Origin of the sequence: Brumimicrobium glaciale (assembly GCF_004152935.1) — a bacterium.
In the GTDB taxonomy this organism is placed as follows: domain Bacteria; phylum Bacteroidota; class Bacteroidia; order Flavobacteriales_D; family Crocinitomicaceae; genus Brumimicrobium; species Brumimicrobium glaciale.
In genome coordinates this window covers 446,377-465,165 of sequence record NZ_SETE01000001.1, presented here as the reverse complement: position 1 = coordinate 465,165, position 18,789 = coordinate 446,377, and the positions used below count along the sequence as shown (strand labels likewise).

Genomic DNA, 18,789 nt, shown 5'->3' with positions numbered 1-18,789 from the left:
TTAAAGGGTTACAAATGTAACAATTATATCCATGATATTCTGCTAATCTAATTTCAAATGTACAAGATAGTAATATAAGGCTACAAATTGAGTGATAAATACACTATCTTTTCACTCTAATGGCAGCTTTGAGGGTAACTTCTTCATCTAGCATTTTTTCAATTTTATTTTTAACGTTATCAATTTCTTCATTACTTGGTGTGTGATCTACCACAAAGTCTAAAGAAATAACCATTGGTTTCCTAGATTCCATAACTACTTTTTCTAAAGTTATACCTTTAACCACGGTATCATTCAATGAACGAATAATTTTGTTTTCTTCAACAACTTTAAAAAAACCGTAACCTAAAGGAATACTTATTGAGAGTACAACAAACAAAGAAATCAACAGTCCTTTTCTTGCCAATTGAAAAGGGCTATATCCGGTGAGTAAAAACACTAAAGCCGCTGCCAAAACCATTCCTGTAAGATTGGTAATCAGTAAAAGAAAGGCTCCAAAAAAGATATCAAAATTAAGCCAAGCGATACCAATTCCAGAAACGGCCAATGGTGGAACCAAAGCTACAGCAATAGCAACTCCAGCGAGTGTTTTAGCAATTTCTTCCTTAGAATACGCATAAGCTCCTGCAGCTCCAGAAACGACAGCTATTCCTAAATCAATGATATTGGGTTTTATACGAGATGTGATTTCTGCATTGATTTGTGTTAAAGGAGTTATGAGCGTAAAAATTATGGCAAACAAATACCCTACTCCTATCCCCACCAACATTGTAATAAAGCTATTTTTCATCAATTGGCGATCCTGCCTTAAAACACCCATCGAAAAAGAGATGATTGGAGCCATTAGCGGAGCCAGAATCATTGCCCCAATAATTACTGGAGAAGAGTTAGCAAAAACTCCAAGTGTTGCTAAAATGATAGATAGAATCATAAGCACAACATAATTCTGAGTCGGCTTAGCATTTTCTCTTAACTGCTTAAACAACTCCTTGTACTCATCAGCAGATGCATGTGAAATAAAAGGCAAGTTCTTGCGCACCATTTCTTGAATCAAATTCCCTTTTGGAAGATATTTGGTTTGAAAACTTTTTGATCCTTTGGAGTCTTTAGACTCTATTTCATAAGTAATGGAATCACTAGGGATTTGATTAAAACTTTGCTGAAATGAAAATACTAATTCTTTAACGGAATTGTGTTTACCATCAATGTGACAATTGAATTCTTGAGTAGAAGAAATGGTTAAATCTTCTGTTTTCAACCTACTTAAAAATGTAAAAGCTTTGTTTTTTTGACCATCACCTAGTAAAAGCTTCATGATATAAGCCCTAACCAATTGCAAAACGCTTCTTGGCGCAAAAATGAATGTATGAAATAGTTTCTCACTAGAAAGTTCATTGGTCGCAAAAATTCGAGATACAACTGAATTATGAGCATACTGAACAATCATGATGTCAGAAGCAGCTGTCACTATAGGCTCTCTCTCTTCAGTTTGAATTGTAAAGGGTAAAGAACGAATATTTACCAATCGTTTTAGGTAGCGAAAGAACCTTCCTAACCTGTAAAAGATGTTACTGCTTTTTGCTTTTTTAGTAAGAAATGTAACTATGGTGCCTATTACAACATAATTAAGAACCAGTTCACCATTACAATTTAGTATTCCGGTTTCCACAACGCGCTTTGATTCAACCAGTTCTTTAAATGCTTCTTTAAAATCTTTTGGAACTTGATAACCCGAACGAGTTTGAGCCCCGTCTGGATGAGGCAGAAAACCAATCGCACAATTTGTTACGGCTACTTTTGGAAGGTATTCTTTAATTTGAACATCGCTTAAGAATAGAAAAACACGATCAGTATCGTTAAGAGATTTTAGATCAAAAAAACTGAAATCTAGAATATTTGGACAATTCTCCTTTAAAAACTCTTTGGTTTTTTCACTCTCTTGGTCTAATACTTCAAGATCTGCAAGCACAAAGATATTTTCATTGGTCACCATATAGTTGTTTTAGTTTAACTCATCCACCATCTCGCTTACCTCAATAATTTCAGCCCATTCTTCAACAGACTTAGCATTCTCTAGTAGGAAATCTCCTGATTGCGTTCTTCTCAAAGCAATCAGGGTAGCACCTGAGTCTAATGCTTTTCCAAAATCATTAGCGATAGAACGAATATAAGTTCCTTTTGAACATTTGATTTCGAAATCTACTTCTGGAAAACGAATTGCTGTAATAGTAAATGAATGAATAAGGATATCATTCTCTTTTAAAACGACAGTTTCTCCTTTTCTTGCAGATTCATAGGCACGTTTACCATTAACTTTTTTGGCTGAAAAAATTGGTGGAGTTTGTTTTTGTTCACCAGTAAATTTAACCGCAGTTTCTTTTATTGCTTCTTCGGTTATATGATCAATTGGAAATTCTTGATCGAACTCCTCTTCTAAATCATAGCTAGGTGTTGTTTTTCCTAATAAAAAAGTACCTGTGTAGGTTTTGTCTTCTGAAGTTAAATCTTGACTTATTTTTGTGCTTTTCCCAGTACAAATAATCAATAATCCAGAAGCTAAAGGATCTAATGTTCCGGCATGACCTACTTTAAATCTTTTGATACCATATTTTTTACTCAGTTTCCAACGTAGTTTATTCACCACGTCAAAAGAGGTCCAATCTAAAGGCTTATCGACCAATAAAACTTCACCTTTTCGAAATTGATAAGTTGTATTCTCCATTCAGATATAAAGGAATTTAATTCTCCGTTGAATTTGGGTCCTTTGTAATTTTCGGCTTTTTCATGATACTAAAAATGATCACTATGTAACCCAGTAAAATTAATATTGGTGCAACAGTTAATCTTACAGGTGAAAACAATTCATCTGCATTAAAATCATCTAAATTTTCTGCGGCACCTCCGATCATCAATAAAAAACCTACAACATTCAATACCACACCAATAATAAGGAGCGTATAATTTGATTTATTGAAGAGGAATTTCGTTTTTTCTTTTTCCATAATGAATATATTCTAGTATAAGTTATCTAGTCTTTTTCTAAGGTATTTATTTAATGCAAACCAAGTTGAAAGTAGACTAATTAGAACACCTAAACAAATTAGAACTCCGAAAAGTAACAAAAATGTTTCAAAGTTATAAGTTGAGCTCACGATTTCCATGTAACGTTTTAAAGCGAAGAAAACAGCCATCAGCAATGACATTCCAATTATTGCAGATAAAAATCCTTGTATAATCGAATTCCATAGAAATGGTTTCCTAATAAATCCTGATTTTGCCCCTACTAATTGCATTGTTTTAATGGTGAAACGTTTTGAATAAAGTGCTAATCGAATAGTATTGTTAATCATTGCAAAAGCAATAACAGTAAGTAAAACTCCAATTGCAACGAATAAATAAATCCATTGTAGAAATCCAAGATTTACTTGTGCAACTCTGTTTTCATCATAATTCACCTCAGCAACCTGTTCAGGGTAAGTGGAAAGAATTTTTTGCTTGATTGCATCTAATCCTTGTTTATCAACTATACTTCCAATAGGATTGAAAGAAACAGAAGGGGGAAAAGGACTTTTATCATTGAATATTGCTTTAATTTCATTGGCTTCCACTTCGTTTGATTGAAAAACCTCCAACGCACGTTCTGGCGAAACAAACCAAACAGATTTGATATTCTCCCAACCTTTAAGTTCTTGTTCAATGAGTTTAATATCAGAATCGTTCAACTCAGGGTTGAAAAATAAATCAATTTCAATATTTTCTTTGGCCGCATTTTGAGTATGCTCCAATCCAAAGTAGGCACCCAAAACAAGTCCCAGCATAAAGAGTACTAGTGAAATTCCGACTACCACGGAGAGATAGCCTGACTGCAGACCTCTTCTCCCATATTTTTCAATATCTTTTCCCATTTAACCCACGAATTTAGGAAGATTTTTCAGAAATCATATAATAGTGAAGTGATAAACTCTTCTAAAAAACGCATTAAACATTCAATTCTTTAGAATATGCGTTCATTTTTATAATTATTTTCTATAATAACAACTTAATTATTAAGCGAATTACTAAAACTAATTCACAATTTTGAAATATTAACAACTGATAACGATACGCTTAACGATTTACATACCTTGGTACCTAAAATTTTATTACATTTGCAAATTAAATTTATTAAAAGAGAGAATATGAAAAAAGTAATTTACGGAGTATTGGCTTTTGCAGCATTAACTTTTACGTCATGTGGAGGAGCAGAAAGTACTGATGGTGCTATCGATGCAGATAAAAAAGAAGAGGTAGTTGTTGCAGAGTACCAACTTGACCAAGAAAACAGCAAAATTGAATGGGCTGGTTCATGGATAGGAGGACAAAACGATGGAAATAGCCACAATGGTGTTGTAAAAATCACTGATGGAACAATGCTTCAAGATGGTGAAAAATTTAATGGTCACTTCACAGTTGACATGAAAACTATTGATGTACAGGATCTTGACGAAGCAAGTGGAAAACCAAAATTACAAGGTCACCTTGCAAATGAAGACTTCTTCAATATTGATAAATATGCTGTTACTGATGTAAAAGTAATGGAGTATATTGAAGGAAACGCTAAGTTAATGCTTATTGTTGGTGGTGTTGAAATGATCAGAACAGTTCCAATTAAAATTGAAACGAACGATAAAGGTATGACTATGAAAGGTGATTTCTCTATTGATTTCGGTGATGCAGAAATGAAAGGAATGACAGTTAATCCAGAGAAACCTGAAGAAGGAGCTGTTTCAACAGAAATAGAATTCAAACTTCATGCTGAGTTAATGAAGAAATAATCTTTGATTATTAGAATATTGAAAAGGGCAAGCAGTAAAATGTTTGCCCTTTTTTTGTTTATAATTGTATTTGCACCATTTGTCTTTTAAACAAACAACATGAAAATTAAGAATATCATATTCGACTTAGGCGGAGTTTTATTGAATTTAAATTACCAACTCACTATTGATGCATTTACTGAACTGGGAAATCAAGATTTTCAAAGTCTATACACACAAGCCAATCAAACGGACTTGTTTAATCAATTAGAAAAAGGAGAGATCAGTGGTGAGGAATTTATTAGTGGAATAAAAAACTATTTACCTGAATCAACAACAGATGAAGTTATTATTAATGCTTGGAACGCAATGTTATTGGATTTACCCAAAGAAAGATTAGATTTCTTGATGGAGCTTAAATCAGAATACAATACTGTTTTGTTAAGCAATACGAACACTATTCATTTAGAATTTTTCCATAAGCAACTCAATGAAGTTTATGGAGAATCATCGCTTTCTAATTACTTTAAAGAATTGTATTTTAGTTGCGCAATGGGAATGAGAAAACCAGATGCAGAGATTTTTGAAACACTCTGCAACAAAGAAGGTTTTGATCCGAAAGAGACATTATTTATCGACGATTCAATGCAGCATATTGAAGGCGCAAAGTCTATTGGAATTCAAGCGCATCATTTGGATGTAAAAAACGACAACGTAATAAGGTTAGTCCGTTCGCTCTTGGCATAATTCAACTAATAGTCCAGCTGTTGATTTTGGATGTAAAAAGGCTATTTTTTTATTATCAGCTCCATTTTTTGGTGTTTTCTGAATCAGTTGGAAATCTTGTGATAAAAGTCTTTCAATTTCTGATTCGATATCCGTTACATCAAAAGCAATATGGTGCATTCCAACGCCTCGTTTTTCTATAAATTTTGCAATTGGACTTTCAGGGTTTGTTGCTTCTAGGAGTTCTATTTTAGAGTCTCCGATCTTGAAGAAAGCCGTCTTCACTCCTTCTGATTCTACGTTTTCTACTTTATAACATTTTGTGTTTAGTAATTGCTCGTATATTTTGATGGCACTGTCCATGTCTTTAATTGCGATGCCTATGTGTTCTATTTTGTTCATGTTGTGAATTGAGATATTTGGTTTCTAAGTTAATATGTTTCCCGCAGATTTTCGCGGATTTCGCAGATTTGTTTTGGGTGGAGGTGGTTGGGATGAGTTGGGTTGGGTGGGGTTGGGTGGGGTTGGTTTTCCCGCAGATTTCGCGGATTTCGCAGATTTGTTTTTTGGGTGGAGGTAGTTGGGCTGAGGTGGGGTGTGGTTTTCGCAGATTTGTTTTGGGTGGATGGCTGGTTTGGTTGATGGAGTTAGTTGGATGAATGGTTCGGTGGCTAGCTGGTTTCGTTGGGATTGGTTCAATTTGAATAGTCGTTTGTAGATTAAATAAAGCCTTTATGGGGTAGGAAATGAAATTATTATTTTAAATTCGGTGTTGTATTTATTTTTATTATCCTTTGCTTAAACCAAATAAAACACACATTACTTATTTTCAAATGAGGAATTTACTAATTATCTTATTGCTTGTTGCTTTTAGTTCTTGCGGTGATATTTCTAAGAAAAAGAAGTTCAAATATGCAGGTGGAACATTCAATTTTGCAATAAACAACGCTCCATCCACTTTAATTCCCAGGTATGTGACGGATCTTTATTCTTCCACTTTACTTAATCAAGTTTATGAAGGATTGGTGGAACTCGATCCAAAATCTTTAGAAACAAGAGCTGGACTCGCAAAAGATTGGACAATTTCGGCTGATGGTAAAACAATAAGTTTTGAATTGCGAGACAATGTGTATTTCCATAGACATCCTTCCATTGAAGGAAAAAACAAGTTTACTGCAGAAGATGTAGTTTACAGTATTGAATTGGCCTGTAAACAAAACAAAACCGAGGCCAGCAGCGCATATTATTCAATTTTTAGAGGACTTTTAGAAGGTGCTGACAAATTTTATAACAAGGAAGCAGATCACATTTCAGGATTGAAATTTCGCGGGAATACTTTAGAAATGAAATTACTTGAACGCGATGTTAATTTTGTAAATAAACTTACTCAAACTGCTGCTTTAATTGTTTCAAAAAAAGCTATTGAGGCTGGATTAGAAAACGAATTGATTGGCACTGGACCTTTTACTTATTCAGGAACCCGCATAAAGAATAACCGAGAAGAAATTGTCTTGGCTAGGAATGAAAATTATTATGGCAAAGATAACAATGGCCTTGCCTTGCCTTATTTAGACACTTTAATAATGAAAGTTGAAGGGCAAAGAACTGAACAACTAGAAATGTTTGAACGCGGAGAAATTCATCTAATTGAAGGGTTACCGCCAGAAAAAGTGTCTAAAATGTTGGGCGAAGGACAAATTGAAGATTTCAATGGCACGCCTCCAAAATTCATTTTAGTTAGAAAGCCTTTATTGGCTACTCAATATTACTATTTCAACTTATTGAAACCTGAATTTAAAGACGTTAGGGTAAGAAAAGCTTTTAATTACGCAATTGATCGTGGAGCAATAATTTCGAACATTTTAAATTACCAAGCTTTCAAGAAAGGTGATGGAGGAATAATTCCACCAATGGCATTTAATGGTTATAAATCTGAAAATGTAGGTCAACATGGATATACATTTGAACCTGAAAAAGCAAAAAGATTAATGGCTCAAGCAGGTTATCCTAACGGTAAAGATTTTCCAATTATACATTTGAAATATAATTTAGGAACAATACATTCTGATGTAGCAATAGAAATTGCAAGCCAATTGAAACAGACTTTAAATATTGATATAAAATTGGAAGGCGTGACTTTTGAAGAGAAATTAGAAGATCAAAAATTCGCAAAAGGAGATTTATTTCGTTCTTCTTGGTTTGCTGAGTACAATAGTCCAGAAAGCTTTTTAATGACTGCTTATGGGAAAACTGTTCCTGGAGATTCTTCACAACCATCCATGACAAATTATTCACGTTATCAGAATGATAATTTCGATGCTTTATTTGAACAGGGAAAAATAAGTCCAGAAATAGTTGAGCGTTATCGATTTTTTGCTGAAGCTGAAACGATTTTAATGGACGATTCACCTTTCATTATTTTATGGTATGAGGAAACTATAAAAATCATTTATTCTAAAGTGCGCAACCTAAAGCTCAACAAAATGAATAGTTACTCATTCAAAAATGTATATCTAAAGGATTGGTCAAAAAAAGAATGGGAAACCAAAGAAAAACAATAATTTGTCTATTTTTACTCACAAATAAAATACTATGATAAAGTATCTACTCTTAATACTCGCTCTGGTTTCACTGCCACTATTTGGTCAAATTTCGCAAACTCTAAAAGGTAGCGTTGTTGATTCTGAATCACAATACCCATTAATTGGAGCTAAATTAGTTTTGATATCATCTGATTCTAGTGTTATTCTGCGAAACATGACGGATTTGGATGGTTTATATAACTTTCAAAACGTTCCAATTGGAAAATATGAATTAACGGCTAGTTATATTTCATATTTGAATACTTCAAACACGGTTACCGTAAACTCTGGAAGAGAAAGCATTGTTAATGTTAAGTTGAATGAAGATATTGTAACCACTGAAGAAGTGAATATTATTGGTAAAAAAGTGGGTCAAGTAAACAATGAAATGGCGACTATTTCGGCTCGTCAATTCAGTGTTGAGGAAACAGAACGTTATGCAGGTTCTAGAGGTGATCCCGCAAGAATGGCGAGTAATTTTGCTGGAGTTCAAGGGGCTGATGACTCAAGAAACGATATCGTAGTGAGAGGAAATTCTCCAATTGGATTATTATGGAAAGTTGAAGGAATTGATTTACCCAATCCAAATCACTTTGCTACGTCGGGTTCTACAGGTGGACCAGTTGCTATTTTAAACAATAAAATACTGGCTAATTCTGACTTTTTTATGTCGGCATTTCCAGCAGATTATGGGAATTCAATTTCTGGAGTTTTTGATTTACGTTTAAGAAATGGAAACCCAGATAAACATGAATTTACTGGTCAGTTTGGGTTTCTAGGAACAGAAGTTCTAGCTGAAGGCCCAATCAACCGTGACAAACGTTCTAGTTATTTGGTAATGGGACGATACAGTACTTTAAGTATTTTTCAGGCGATGAATATTCGAATTGGAACTGATGCAGTGCCTACTTATGGTGATGGAGCAGTAAAATTGTCATTTCCATTGAAAAAAGGCGGACACATTGGAGTTTTTGCGATAGGTGGTGCATCTGATATAGCGATTAAAATTTCAGATCAGAAAGAAATCTCAGAAGAAGCATTTGGAGAGGGAGACAGAGATCAATATTTTGGAACTGCGATGGGTGTTTTGGGAGTGAGCTATAAAAAACCTATTTCTCGAAACACTTTCTTTAAAGCGACAATTGCTCAAACTTATGATCAACAGAGGTCTCGTCATGACTTTTTGGAGAGAAGCATAGATACAAGTATAGTTGGTGGTGTTGAGAGTTACGAAATTCGAACAGATTCTATTTATCAGTTGATGGGATATAAATTCCAAACTTATAAAACGGCACTTTATGCAAGTGTAAATCACAAAGTGAACAACAGAAATATTATAAGAGCAGGAATAAATGTGGACGGATATTTAATGAAAAATGTTGATTCCGCATTAGATGTTTCTCATACCTATTTCATAAAAAGACATGATTTTGAAGGTTACAGTGCGTTAATTCAACCTTTTGTTCAATACAAATGGAAAATTAACGAAAGAATGGATTTCACGGCTGGTGTTCACAGTCAGTACTATTCTTTAAGTGACAGTTGGAGTTATGTTGAACCGCGTTTGGGTTGGCAACTGAGATTAAAAAACGGTAACCAATTTAGCGCTGGAGCTGGTTTACACTCACAAATGCAACCAACTTATCAATATACTTATCAGCAAGTGGATACGGATGGAGATTTACGCAGATTGAATGAAGACATGGATTTCACGAAGAGTTTTCACAGTGCACTTGGATATCAAAAGAACTTCAAGAATAGTCTGACTTTAAAGACAGAAGTTTATTACCAGCATTTGTATAATATTCCAGTGAATATGTATTCTTCGTCTTTCAGCTTGATTAATCAAGGATCCGGATTCCAAAGATTCTTCCCTGACGAATTAGTCAATGAAGGAACAGGTAGAAACTATGGTGTAGAATTAACATTGCAGAAATATTTCAATAAATCTTTCTATTTCTTAGCTACGGGTTCACTTTTCGAATCTAAATACAAGGGAAGTGACGGAGTTGAGCGAAATACAGATTTCAACGGAAATTATGCTGTGAATTTCCTGGCGGGAAAAGAGTTTAAAATCAATGATAGAAATATGATTTCTGCAGGATTTAAAGTCACTGCTGCTGGAGGAAGAAGATATGGTTATGTTGATGTTACACAAACAGAAATCAATAGCGAATTGGTGTTTAAAGATTCTCTTTTCAACACGCGTCAATTTAAAGATTATTTCAGATTGGATTTGAAGTTAACGTATGTGCTGAATACTGAAAAGTTGACACATGAGATTGGTTTGGACCTGGTGAATATTCTGAATACTGAAAATATTTTAGCGTTGAGTTATGCACCTAGTTTAACTGACCCAACAGCAGAGCCTATTGCACAACGTTATCAATTGGGATTCTTGCCGATTTTTTATTATAAAATAGATTTTAGTTTTTCGAAGAAAAATTATAAGAACTAAGAATTATAAGAATCTCTGCTGCGAAGTGATTAAGGGGTTTTTAACCGCTAAGATGCTAAGGAATCGTATAGGACGCAAAGAAGAGTAAATAATTAAGAATTAGATATATGGGTCTAAAACTCGTGGTAACGTAATTCTAAATTGTTGAGATAAGGAGCTTTATAATTAACGATGGCTTAAACGATATTTCCACAATCGTAATTATCAATTGTTCACTTGTTTCTTGCATATTTTCTAACGAACCAAACCAATACCATTGCTGCAAAGCCAAGAGCCATAAACCACCCACTAATTTCCTCGTCTTTTTTAGCATCTTCAGCTTCAGGGATTTCTCGTGGAATGTATTTATATGGAGATTTATGTTTTGTAGATTTTAGAATGTTTTCAAACTGCTCTTTGGTTGATTCATTGATTCCTGTTGATTTATCGAATTGAAATCCCATTATCCCATATTCGTCAACTGAAAAACCAAACATTGAGGTGTCTCCGGTCACTATTGACTTGCCAGAAACATAATGATTTATTGGATCAACTTTCACTTCATTGAATACAATATTACTTTCTTTAATTACTCCAAGCTTAATTTTAACGAGTTGTTCAAACTTCAAGTTTTTTGTTCCTTGTAGAGAATCGAAATAAATGATAATTCGTTCCAGATCAGAAGGATCGTTTCTTTTTTCATAAACCTTCATTATTGGACGGTTGAATATTTTGGTTTTAAAAGCAGCTAATTCTTTTGCTGACAACTCTGAGAATCCTTCAGGAATTTCGATTTTACTGCCGTGAAACATAATTGAGTTATCTTGTGTATAAGCTGAACTGGATAATAGACAGAAAAATAGAAACAAGAAAAACGATTTCATATATAATTGATTGGAATGTGAAATTAAGAAAAAACGTTGGATAGGAAACCACGAATTAAAAACTCTCGTCAGCGTTATTAGGAATTACGAAGGAAGCGCAAAGAAGAAAAAGAGAATGAAGTAAGTACGGGAATCTATTCGATTATTAAATCGTTTACATTATATTTAGGATATAAAGAACTTGAAGATCCAATAAAAATGCAAAAACTAACATTATACGAGGACATATTTGATGCTTTAGAGAAAGGCAAAGTAACTACGATTCGGAAGGGGCGAAGAGATATTGCTTTGGGTGAATTATTGTTTGAAAGTGTGGAAACTAATCGTCAACAGATTGTTGATGTTGTTATGGTTTATTATACGCGATTGGAGAACGTGAAAAGGGAGGATTTAGAGAATGATGGATTTAAAAATCACCAAGATATGTGGGAACAAATGCAACGGTTTTATCCTGATATTGGGTTGGAAGATGAAGTGACGGTGGTTTTATTTAATGTTTAATTGTAAATTATTAATGGTTAACGCGTTAGGAGTGGTTTTTTTAATGTTTAAGGGTTAATTATTAATTAATGTTAAACGTGGTTTTGTTTTAATGTTTAAGGGTTAAACGTGGTTTTGTTTTAATGTTTAATTGTAAATTATTAATGTTTAACGTGGTTGGATATTGAATTTCTACTGTGTAGAAATTGAGTTTACTAATAAACACTACAATTTAAAAAACCGTCCAGCGCAAAACCCGTTAAACATTAAACCATAAACATTAAACATTAATTGATCATTAATTAATTCCTAACTTTTCAATTTTCAATTCATTAAAGTGTTCGGCTACGAAACCTTCTAATTTCTTAAAGAAAAGTAGAATATCTTCATTGCTATTTTGAGCATTTATAGTTACAAATCTGATGAATTCGTCTTCTTGAAAAGCTCCGTATCCCACCATTAATTCCGCGTGTTCGTATAATTTTGCACAGATGTCTTTGGCTGAGATGTTTTTGTAATTGAAGCATACGGAAATTGAATCTTCGAAGCTGTACAATTTATAATCGGGATGATTTCTTACATAATCTCTTGCGGTATCAGCCAAATCAAATTGGTGATCAACGATTTTTTCTAGTCCTTTTGTTCCAACACTTTTCCATAGTGTCCAGAATTTTAAAGCATCGTTTCTTCTGCCGCATTGCAATGAAGTTTTTCCTGGGTTGAAATCATCTTCATCTGATTGGAAAAGATATTCAGCCTCATTTGCAAATGAATTTCTGAGATTTTTCTTGTCTTTAACAACGATTAAAGAACACGTTAATGGCGTTCCAATCATTTTGTGCGCGTTGAAACTAAATGAATCAACATTTTCAAGACCTTTTAAATGGTGTTTATATTTTTCACTAAAGATAACTGAACCACAATATGCGCCGTCAACGTGCATCCAAACATTGTATTTTTTACATACTTCGTTTATTGCTTCAACGTTATCAAAAGCTCCTAAGACAGTTGTTCCAGCGGTAGCATTTACCATAACTGGATGGAAACCATCAGCGATATCTTTTGCAATTGCTGTATCTAAATCTGCAGGAATCATCTCCCCTACTTTATTAACTGGGATATAACGCACATTATTCCTTCCTATTCCTGCAAATGAGGCGTTTTTAGGAATACTATAATGAGATTCAATTGAAGTATAAACCGTCATTTTTTGTTGAACTCCTTCGAAACGTATTTTACTATTGAAAGCGTCTCTTGCCATCAACATAGACATGAAATTCGTCATCGATCCGCCAGTAGCGAATGTTCCATCTGCGTTTTCGTTCCAACCAATTATTTCACAAACTTTGCGTAATACAATTTTTTCTACACCCACCTGTGCTCCAGCAGCTTTGTAAGTATACATGCTGTTATTGAGCAAAACAGCCAATAACTCACCCAGCACAGCTTTTTCATTTCTTCCACCATATAGTTGATTAAAGAAAGCATTCGTTGCAGTTCTAGGAGTTGCCATCACCAATTCTTTCAACTTTCTTAGGTGCGTTTCATCATCGATCGGTTGATCGATAAGTGAAAGATCTAGTTTATCAAACAATTGGTCTGCAGGAATATAATCTACAACAGAATTAACTTTCTCGTCGGCTAATAACTCTGATGCGATAGATTGAAAAACTGCTAATGCTTCTTCCATAATACTTTATGCTGTTTCGATGAGAACTTTATAAATACCAATGCTTTATAAAGTCCTCGGAAACGAATTTTAAATCGTTAAACGGTTCTCACTAAAATAATGTACAAAAGTACTGTTTTTAGTTTAAATAAAAGACAATATGTTTTGTTGTTGAATGACGTTTCGGACGAAATACCAATTGACTATACATTTACCTTATTTAAATGCTATTTTGCAACAGCATACAGGATACCGCATTAATAGAATATTAATATCTTTGCCAACTGAATTTATGAAAATAGGCGTAAACACAAGGTTTTTGTTAAAAAACAAAATGGAGGGTTTTGGGTGGTACACCTATGAAACAATGTTGAGAATAACTCAGCAGCATCCTGAGCACGAATTCATTTTCTTTTTTGATCGTCCATTTGATGAAAAATTCATTTTTTCAGATAATATAACTCCTGTAATTGTTCATCCTCCAGCTAGACATACTATTTTACAGAAGATTTGGTTTGATTACTCGATTACACGTGCTTTAAAAAAGTACGAGTGCGATATTTTTGTTTCTCCTGATGGTTATCTTTCTTTAAGAGCTGAACTTCCACAATTGGCGGTTATTCATGACTTAAATTTTGAACATAATCCGCAAGATGTTCCAAAAGATGTTCTGAAATTCTTCAAGAAAAGATTTCCTTTATTTGCTAAAAAGGCGGCTAGAATTTGTACTGTTTCCAATTTCTCGAAGAAAGATATCATGGAAACTTACGGTATTTCGGCTGATAAAATTGATGTAACCTATAATGGTGTTTCTCCACTCTACAAAGTAATTGAAGAAAGTATAAAGCAGGAAATTCGCGAAAAACATACTGAAGGAAAACCATATATAGTTTTTGTTGGTGCAATTCATAAACGAAAGAATGTTCAGCGGTTAATTGAAGCGTACAAAAAGCTTAAAAAAGACGAAAAGATTCCGCATCATTTATTGTTGGTAGGCGAACCTATGTGGAACAGCGAAGCCATTGAATTAGAACCTGAAATGAAAGAATTTATTCATTTCACAGGGCATGTTTCCATAAATGATCTTGCTGAAATAATGGGAAGTGCAACTTGTTTGGCTTTTGTGAGTTATTTTGAAGGTTTCGGGATCCCATTGGTTGAAGCAATGCAATCAGGAGTTCCAATTTTAGCAGGAAATAAAACATCTCTTCCAGAAATTGGTGGTGATGCAGTTTTGTATTGTGATCCATATTCTGTTGAATCTATTCAATCACAGCTCCATTTACTTTTGAGTGATGAAAAACTTCGCAATTCTTTAATTGAAAAAGGATTGGAAAGAGCAAAAGATTTTTCTTGGGATTATACCGCAAGGGATTTGTGGTTGGCGATTGGGAAAATAATTGATAATTGATAATTGATAATTGATAATTGATAATTGATAATTGATAATTGAAGAGACGGGAAGTTTTGTTCAGATCACAGTAATGTGAAATGATATTATCATTTTTAATTAACATTCTCCCAATCTTTTCACTCTAAAAAACAATCAACAAATCCAACGTGACTCTATTAAACAATTTAACTTGCAAATGGCGAGTTAGAAATCAAACTCTATCATATTAACAGATAATCGTCAATTATCAATTGACAATTATCAATTGTCACCCCCTTATTTATAATCTTTCTAAAAAAGAAGATCGTTTTGCCATTTATCTGTAAAACAAACAATATCTTTGTAAAAAATAAAAAGATGGGAAACATTGCATTAGAGAATACGATAATTGATGTAATCAAAACTATTTACGATCCGGAGATCCCTGTAGATGTTTATGAATTAGGATTAATTTATGAAGTTAAAATCAATAGTGACCAATCGGTTGAGGTTGAAATGACACTAACTTCTCCGAACTGTCCTGTGGCAGAGTCTCTACCAAAAGAGGTTGAAGATAAAATTGCATCAGTTGAAGGAGTAAAATCAGCGAAAGTAAATATCGTTTTTGATCCATCTTGGGATCAGACAATGATGAGTGAAGAAGCAAAGTTGGAATTGGGATTTTTGTAGGGGTGGGGCTTCGGCTACGCTCAGCCGCCAACCCACAAAACGTCCATACCTATTAAATAAAAGCTACAGCCCGAACTGTTTTCTTTCGAAGGCATAAATTTCTTTCCAGAAATCATGTATTGAAATTTCAGCACATTTTAGCATTTTTGGGACTAAAGATTCTGATGAAAAACCTGGAGTTGTGTTGACTTCAATGACATAAGGCACATCATCAACAATCATAAAATCAACTCTTGCTAATGAACGCATTTGAAGTAATTGATAAATCATCACTGTCAAATCTTGCGTTTTCTTAGTGAGTTCGTCGCTAATTCTTGCCGGAGTTATTTCTTGAGATTTTCCTAAATATTTTGCTTCGTAATCAAAGAAATCAGATTCTGATACAATTTCTGTACATGGTAAAGGAATAACTCCATTATCGTTGCGGTAAACTCCACATGTAACTTCCGTTCCTTTCAAAAACGCTTCGCATACAACAGTGTTTCCTTCAGCAAATGCGGCATCAATTGCTTTTTGCAAATATTCATGTGCATACACTTTTGAAATCCCATAACTTGAACCTGAATCTGCTGGTTTTACGAATAAAGGATAACCCAACCGTTCACCAATTTCTTTAGTTGAATATGATGTATCTTTTAATAGCAACTGTGATTCTGCTACTTTAATATCAAATCCTCTTAAAAATTGATTACAAAACCATTTATCGAATGAAAGCTCAGAAGAAAGCGCGCTACTGTTAATGAAAGGCATGTTCTTCATTTCAAAATAAGCCTGTAGTTTTCCATTTTCTCCAGGATCACCGTGAATGTAAACATGTGATAAATCAATTTTAATTTCCTCTCCATTTTTCAATGTGAAGGTAAAATTGATCGGAGAAACTTCAGCTGATTCACCTTGGTAATCAGCAAACCAACCCTCTTCAGTTACACGCACTAAAAAAGCATTGTATTCCTCTTTCGGAAGATTCTCCAAAATAGTACTTGCGCTTTTAATAGATATTTCGAATTCAGATGAATATCCACCACAAAAGATTCCTACGTTTATCATGCTCTAGTTTTTACGAAGTACGTGAAAAAACAAGCTTAAATTGAGCAGGAATGATGGAAGTTATCAGCATTGAAATGTTTAATCTATAACAACCATGATCGCTACATGGTTCAATGGAACGCGGAATCTTGTCCGCATTTTAATCAGGATGACACAGATCTTCGAACGCTGATTTTACACGGATTTAAAAAACAGCATAATTTAAAAACCCTTGTTAATCCGCGCTTATAAAAGGGTGACTGAGCATTCTAAGATGAAACCTAATTATTTGTATATTATTTCTAGTCTTTTCAATATATTTACCCTTGTCTCTTCATTGCCTTCGACAGGCTCAGTCAACGGATTACTCTTCGGTGACTAAGCCTGTCGAAGGCCCGCTTCATCCGCGTTCCAACACAGCGAATAACAAACCGCGAAAAACAATTATCAATTGTTAATTATCAATTATAAATCCCCCCCTTCTCCATTAAAGTGATTCCAACCTTGCGCTTTTAATTTAATTGCAGAACCTTGTTTATCCACCAAATACAAACCTGAATCCTTCGCTGTATAATGACCGATCACTGTCATGTGCGGATTTCCTTTGATTTTATCGAAGTCTTCTTGTTTGATAGAGAACAATAATTCGTAATCCTCTCCTCCGTTTAGCACACAAGTTGTTGGGGAGATATCGAAATCTATTGCAGTTGTAGAAACGGATGTATCGATTGGTAATTTTTCATCATAAATAACCGCTCCTAATTTAGATTGGCTACATAAATGAAACAATTCAGAGGCTAATCCATCAGAAATATCAATCATTGAAGTGGGTTTAACATCTAATTCTTTTAAGAATTTAATGATGTCTTTTCTTGCTTCTGGTTTCAATTGTCTTTCTAAAATGTAATCGTATCCATCTAAATCTGGTTGAATATCTGGATTGGCTTTATAAACAGATCTTTCACGTTCCAAGATCTGAAGCCCCATATAGGCAGCTCCTAAATCTCCTGATACAACGAGTAATTCATTTTCTTTTCCTCCATTTCTATAAACAACATCTTCTTTTTTGGCAGTTCCAATTGCTGTGATTGAAATCATTAATCCAGAAACTGAAGAAGTTGTATCTCCACCCACTAAATCAACTTCATAAAAATCACAAGCTTTTTCAATTCCTTTGTACAATTCTTCAAGTGCCTCCTTAGGAAAACGACTCGAAGCGGCGATTGTAACGGTGATTTGCTCAGCCGTTCCGTTCATTGCATAAATGTCTGATAGATTTACCACGACAGCCTTATAACCTAAGTGCATCAATGGTGTGTACATCAAATTGAAGTGAATTCCCTCCACTAATGCATCTGTAGAAACGAGCATTACGTTTTCGCCATCTTTATCGATCACTGCTGCGTCATCTCCTACACCATAGATTGTGGATGCTCTTTTGTTTTTGAAGTTCTTTGTCAGTTCTTCAATCAATCCAAATTCTCCTATTGATTCTAATGATGTTCTTTTTTCTTCGCTCATAATACTATCGTTACTTTTCTACCAGTGCAAAATTAAGCCCTTTATTGTGAATAATTTGAATAATGGCAGGTATAATTTCTTTAATTCTGTGAATTGTTTTTTCGTTCTCGTGAAATATCAAAATATCTCTATTCTGAATTTGATTTTTAGCTTTCTGAAGAACCTCTTTAGATGAAATAGTTGAATCAAAATCATAACTCATCCAGCTCCACATCACAACTTCGCCTTTATTTAAAGCGTATTTGGCTTGTTTTCGATTCAAATCACCATAAGGCGGTCGAAACAGATTTGACTTTACCAACATTCTTGATTTTTCAAAATTCGATTTGAATTCTTCAAAAGATAATTCTTTTCCTGATTGATGATTGAAACCATGATGACCAACAATATGTCCTTCATCTATTGCTCTTTTCAAAAATTCAGGATATTTTTCAATATTACATCCTTGCCAAAAGAATGTCGCTTTTATGTTATGTGACCTCAATTCATCCAACAACCAAGGAGTAATTTCAGGATGTGGACCATCATCAAAAGTTAAGCACACATTTCCATTTGTCCCAAACCAAATGCGGCGCGGAAAAATCCACGCCACAAGTTTGGGTATTTTAT

Annotated in this window: 17 protein-coding genes; 7 read left to right on the top strand and 10 right to left on the bottom strand. The window is 34.1% G+C overall.

The annotated features are described in order from the left end of the window. Nucleotides 1-103 precede the first annotated feature (103 nt). The 4 genes from ERX46_RS01840 to ERX46_RS01825 are packed head-to-tail and all read right to left on the bottom strand — an operon-like array spanning nucleotide 104 to nucleotide 3,905. A complete protein-coding gene (locus ERX46_RS01840) occupies nucleotides 104-1,993 on the bottom strand; it encodes a TIGR00341 family protein (protein WP_130092128.1) in 1,890 nt (629 codons plus the stop codon). 9 nt (nucleotides 1,994-2,002) lie between these two features. Continuing rightward, nucleotides 2,003-2,722: a tRNA pseudouridine(55) synthase TruB gene (gene truB, locus ERX46_RS01835; RefSeq protein WP_130092127.1), complete on the bottom strand. Its 720-nt coding sequence runs from the start codon at nucleotides 2,720-2,722 to the stop codon at nucleotides 2,003-2,005. A gap of 16 nt (nucleotides 2,723-2,738) precedes the next feature. Then, nucleotides 2,739-3,002 (bottom strand): DUF3098 domain-containing protein, encoded by a 264-nt coding sequence (locus ERX46_RS01830; protein WP_130092126.1) that lies wholly within the window; start codon nucleotides 3,000-3,002, stop codon nucleotides 2,739-2,741. Between the two features lie 12 nt (nucleotides 3,003-3,014). Continuing rightward, a complete protein-coding gene (locus ERX46_RS01825) occupies nucleotides 3,015-3,905 on the bottom strand; it encodes a cell division protein FtsX (protein WP_130092125.1) in 891 nt (296 codons plus the stop codon). 273 nt (nucleotides 3,906-4,178) lie between these two features. On the opposite strand from ERX46_RS01825, the gene ERX46_RS01820 reads away from it, so the two are divergent. Further along, the gene (locus ERX46_RS01820; protein WP_130092124.1) at nucleotides 4,179-4,814 is read left to right on the top strand and encodes a YceI family protein; all 636 of its coding nucleotides are present in this window, start codon (nucleotides 4,179-4,181) and stop codon (nucleotides 4,812-4,814) included. Nucleotides 4,815-4,913: 99 nt separating this feature from the next. Then, nucleotides 4,914-5,540, top strand: coding sequence for an HAD family hydrolase (locus tag ERX46_RS01815; RefSeq protein WP_130092123.1), 627 nt, complete (start codon nucleotides 4,914-4,916; stop codon nucleotides 5,538-5,540). On the opposite strand, the gene mce is transcribed toward ERX46_RS01815, so the two are convergent. Further along, entirely contained in the window at nucleotides 5,517-5,921 is a 405-nt protein-coding gene (mce, locus tag ERX46_RS01810; RefSeq protein ID WP_130092122.1) for a methylmalonyl-CoA epimerase, read from the bottom strand. The two genes, ERX46_RS01815 and mce, sit on opposite strands and share 24 nt — an antisense overlap. A 431-nt stretch (nucleotides 5,922-6,352) precedes the next feature. On the opposite strand from mce, the gene ERX46_RS01805 reads away from it, so the two are divergent. Together ERX46_RS01805 and ERX46_RS01800 are read left to right on the top strand one after the other, a co-directional pair. Beyond that, nucleotides 6,353-8,080 (top strand): ABC transporter substrate-binding protein, encoded by a 1,728-nt coding sequence (locus ERX46_RS01805; RefSeq protein ID WP_130092121.1) that lies wholly within the window; start codon nucleotides 6,353-6,355, stop codon nucleotides 8,078-8,080. A gap of 31 nt (nucleotides 8,081-8,111) precedes the next feature. Further along, nucleotides 8,112-10,559, top strand: a complete 2,448-nt coding sequence (locus ERX46_RS01800; protein ID WP_130092120.1) for a TonB-dependent receptor — start codon at nucleotides 8,112-8,114, stop codon at nucleotides 10,557-10,559. A 212-nt stretch (nucleotides 10,560-10,771) separates the two neighbouring features. Here ERX46_RS01800 and ERX46_RS01795 read toward each other — a convergent pair whose 3' ends face one another. Then, a complete protein-coding gene (locus ERX46_RS01795) occupies nucleotides 10,772-11,422 on the bottom strand; it encodes a hypothetical protein (RefSeq protein ID WP_130092119.1) in 651 nt (216 codons plus the stop codon). Nucleotides 11,423-11,620: 198 nt separating this feature from the next. Here ERX46_RS01795 and ERX46_RS01790 point away from each other — a divergent pair, with 198 nt between their 5' ends. Then, entirely contained in the window at nucleotides 11,621-11,923 is a 303-nt protein-coding gene (locus ERX46_RS01790) for an ASCH domain-containing protein (RefSeq protein ID WP_130092118.1), read from the top strand. A gap of 277 nt (nucleotides 11,924-12,200) precedes the next feature. On the opposite strand, the gene ERX46_RS01785 is transcribed toward ERX46_RS01790, so the two are convergent. Continuing rightward, nucleotides 12,201-13,592: a pyridoxal phosphate-dependent decarboxylase family protein gene (locus ERX46_RS01785; RefSeq protein WP_130092117.1), complete on the bottom strand. Its 1,392-nt coding sequence runs from the start codon at nucleotides 13,590-13,592 to the stop codon at nucleotides 12,201-12,203. A 271-nt stretch (nucleotides 13,593-13,863) separates the two neighbouring features. Between ERX46_RS01785 and ERX46_RS01780 the strand changes: the two genes are divergently transcribed. Further along, the gene (locus tag ERX46_RS01780; RefSeq protein ID WP_165366117.1) at nucleotides 13,864-14,982 is read left to right on the top strand and encodes a glycosyltransferase family 4 protein; all 1,119 of its coding nucleotides are present in this window, start codon (nucleotides 13,864-13,866) and stop codon (nucleotides 14,980-14,982) included. A gap of 339 nt (nucleotides 14,983-15,321) precedes the next feature. Next, the gene (locus tag ERX46_RS01775; RefSeq protein WP_130092115.1) at nucleotides 15,322-15,633 is read left to right on the top strand and encodes an SUF system Fe-S cluster assembly protein; all 312 of its coding nucleotides are present in this window, start codon (nucleotides 15,322-15,324) and stop codon (nucleotides 15,631-15,633) included. Between the two features lie 63 nt (nucleotides 15,634-15,696). Here the strand turns inward: ERX46_RS01775 and ERX46_RS01770 are convergent, their stop codons facing one another. The 3 genes from ERX46_RS01770 to ERX46_RS01760 all read right to left on the bottom strand — a co-directional run bounded on the left by ERX46_RS01770 (nucleotide 15,697) and on the right by ERX46_RS01760 (nucleotide 18,772). Then, on the bottom strand, nucleotides 15,697-16,680 hold the full coding sequence (locus tag ERX46_RS01770; RefSeq protein WP_130092114.1) for a D-alanine--D-alanine ligase: 984 nt from the start codon (nucleotides 16,678-16,680) through the stop codon (nucleotides 15,697-15,699). Nucleotides 16,681-17,124: 444 nt separating this feature from the next. Next, nucleotides 17,125-18,180 (bottom strand): thiamine-phosphate kinase, encoded by a 1,056-nt coding sequence (thiL, locus tag ERX46_RS01765; RefSeq protein WP_130092113.1) that lies wholly within the window; start codon nucleotides 18,178-18,180, stop codon nucleotides 17,125-17,127. A 10-nt stretch (nucleotides 18,181-18,190) separates the two neighbouring features. After that, a complete protein-coding gene (locus tag ERX46_RS01760) occupies nucleotides 18,191-18,772 on the bottom strand; it encodes a polysaccharide deacetylase family protein (RefSeq protein WP_165366116.1) in 582 nt (193 codons plus the stop codon). Nucleotides 18,773-18,789 lie beyond the last annotated feature (17 nt).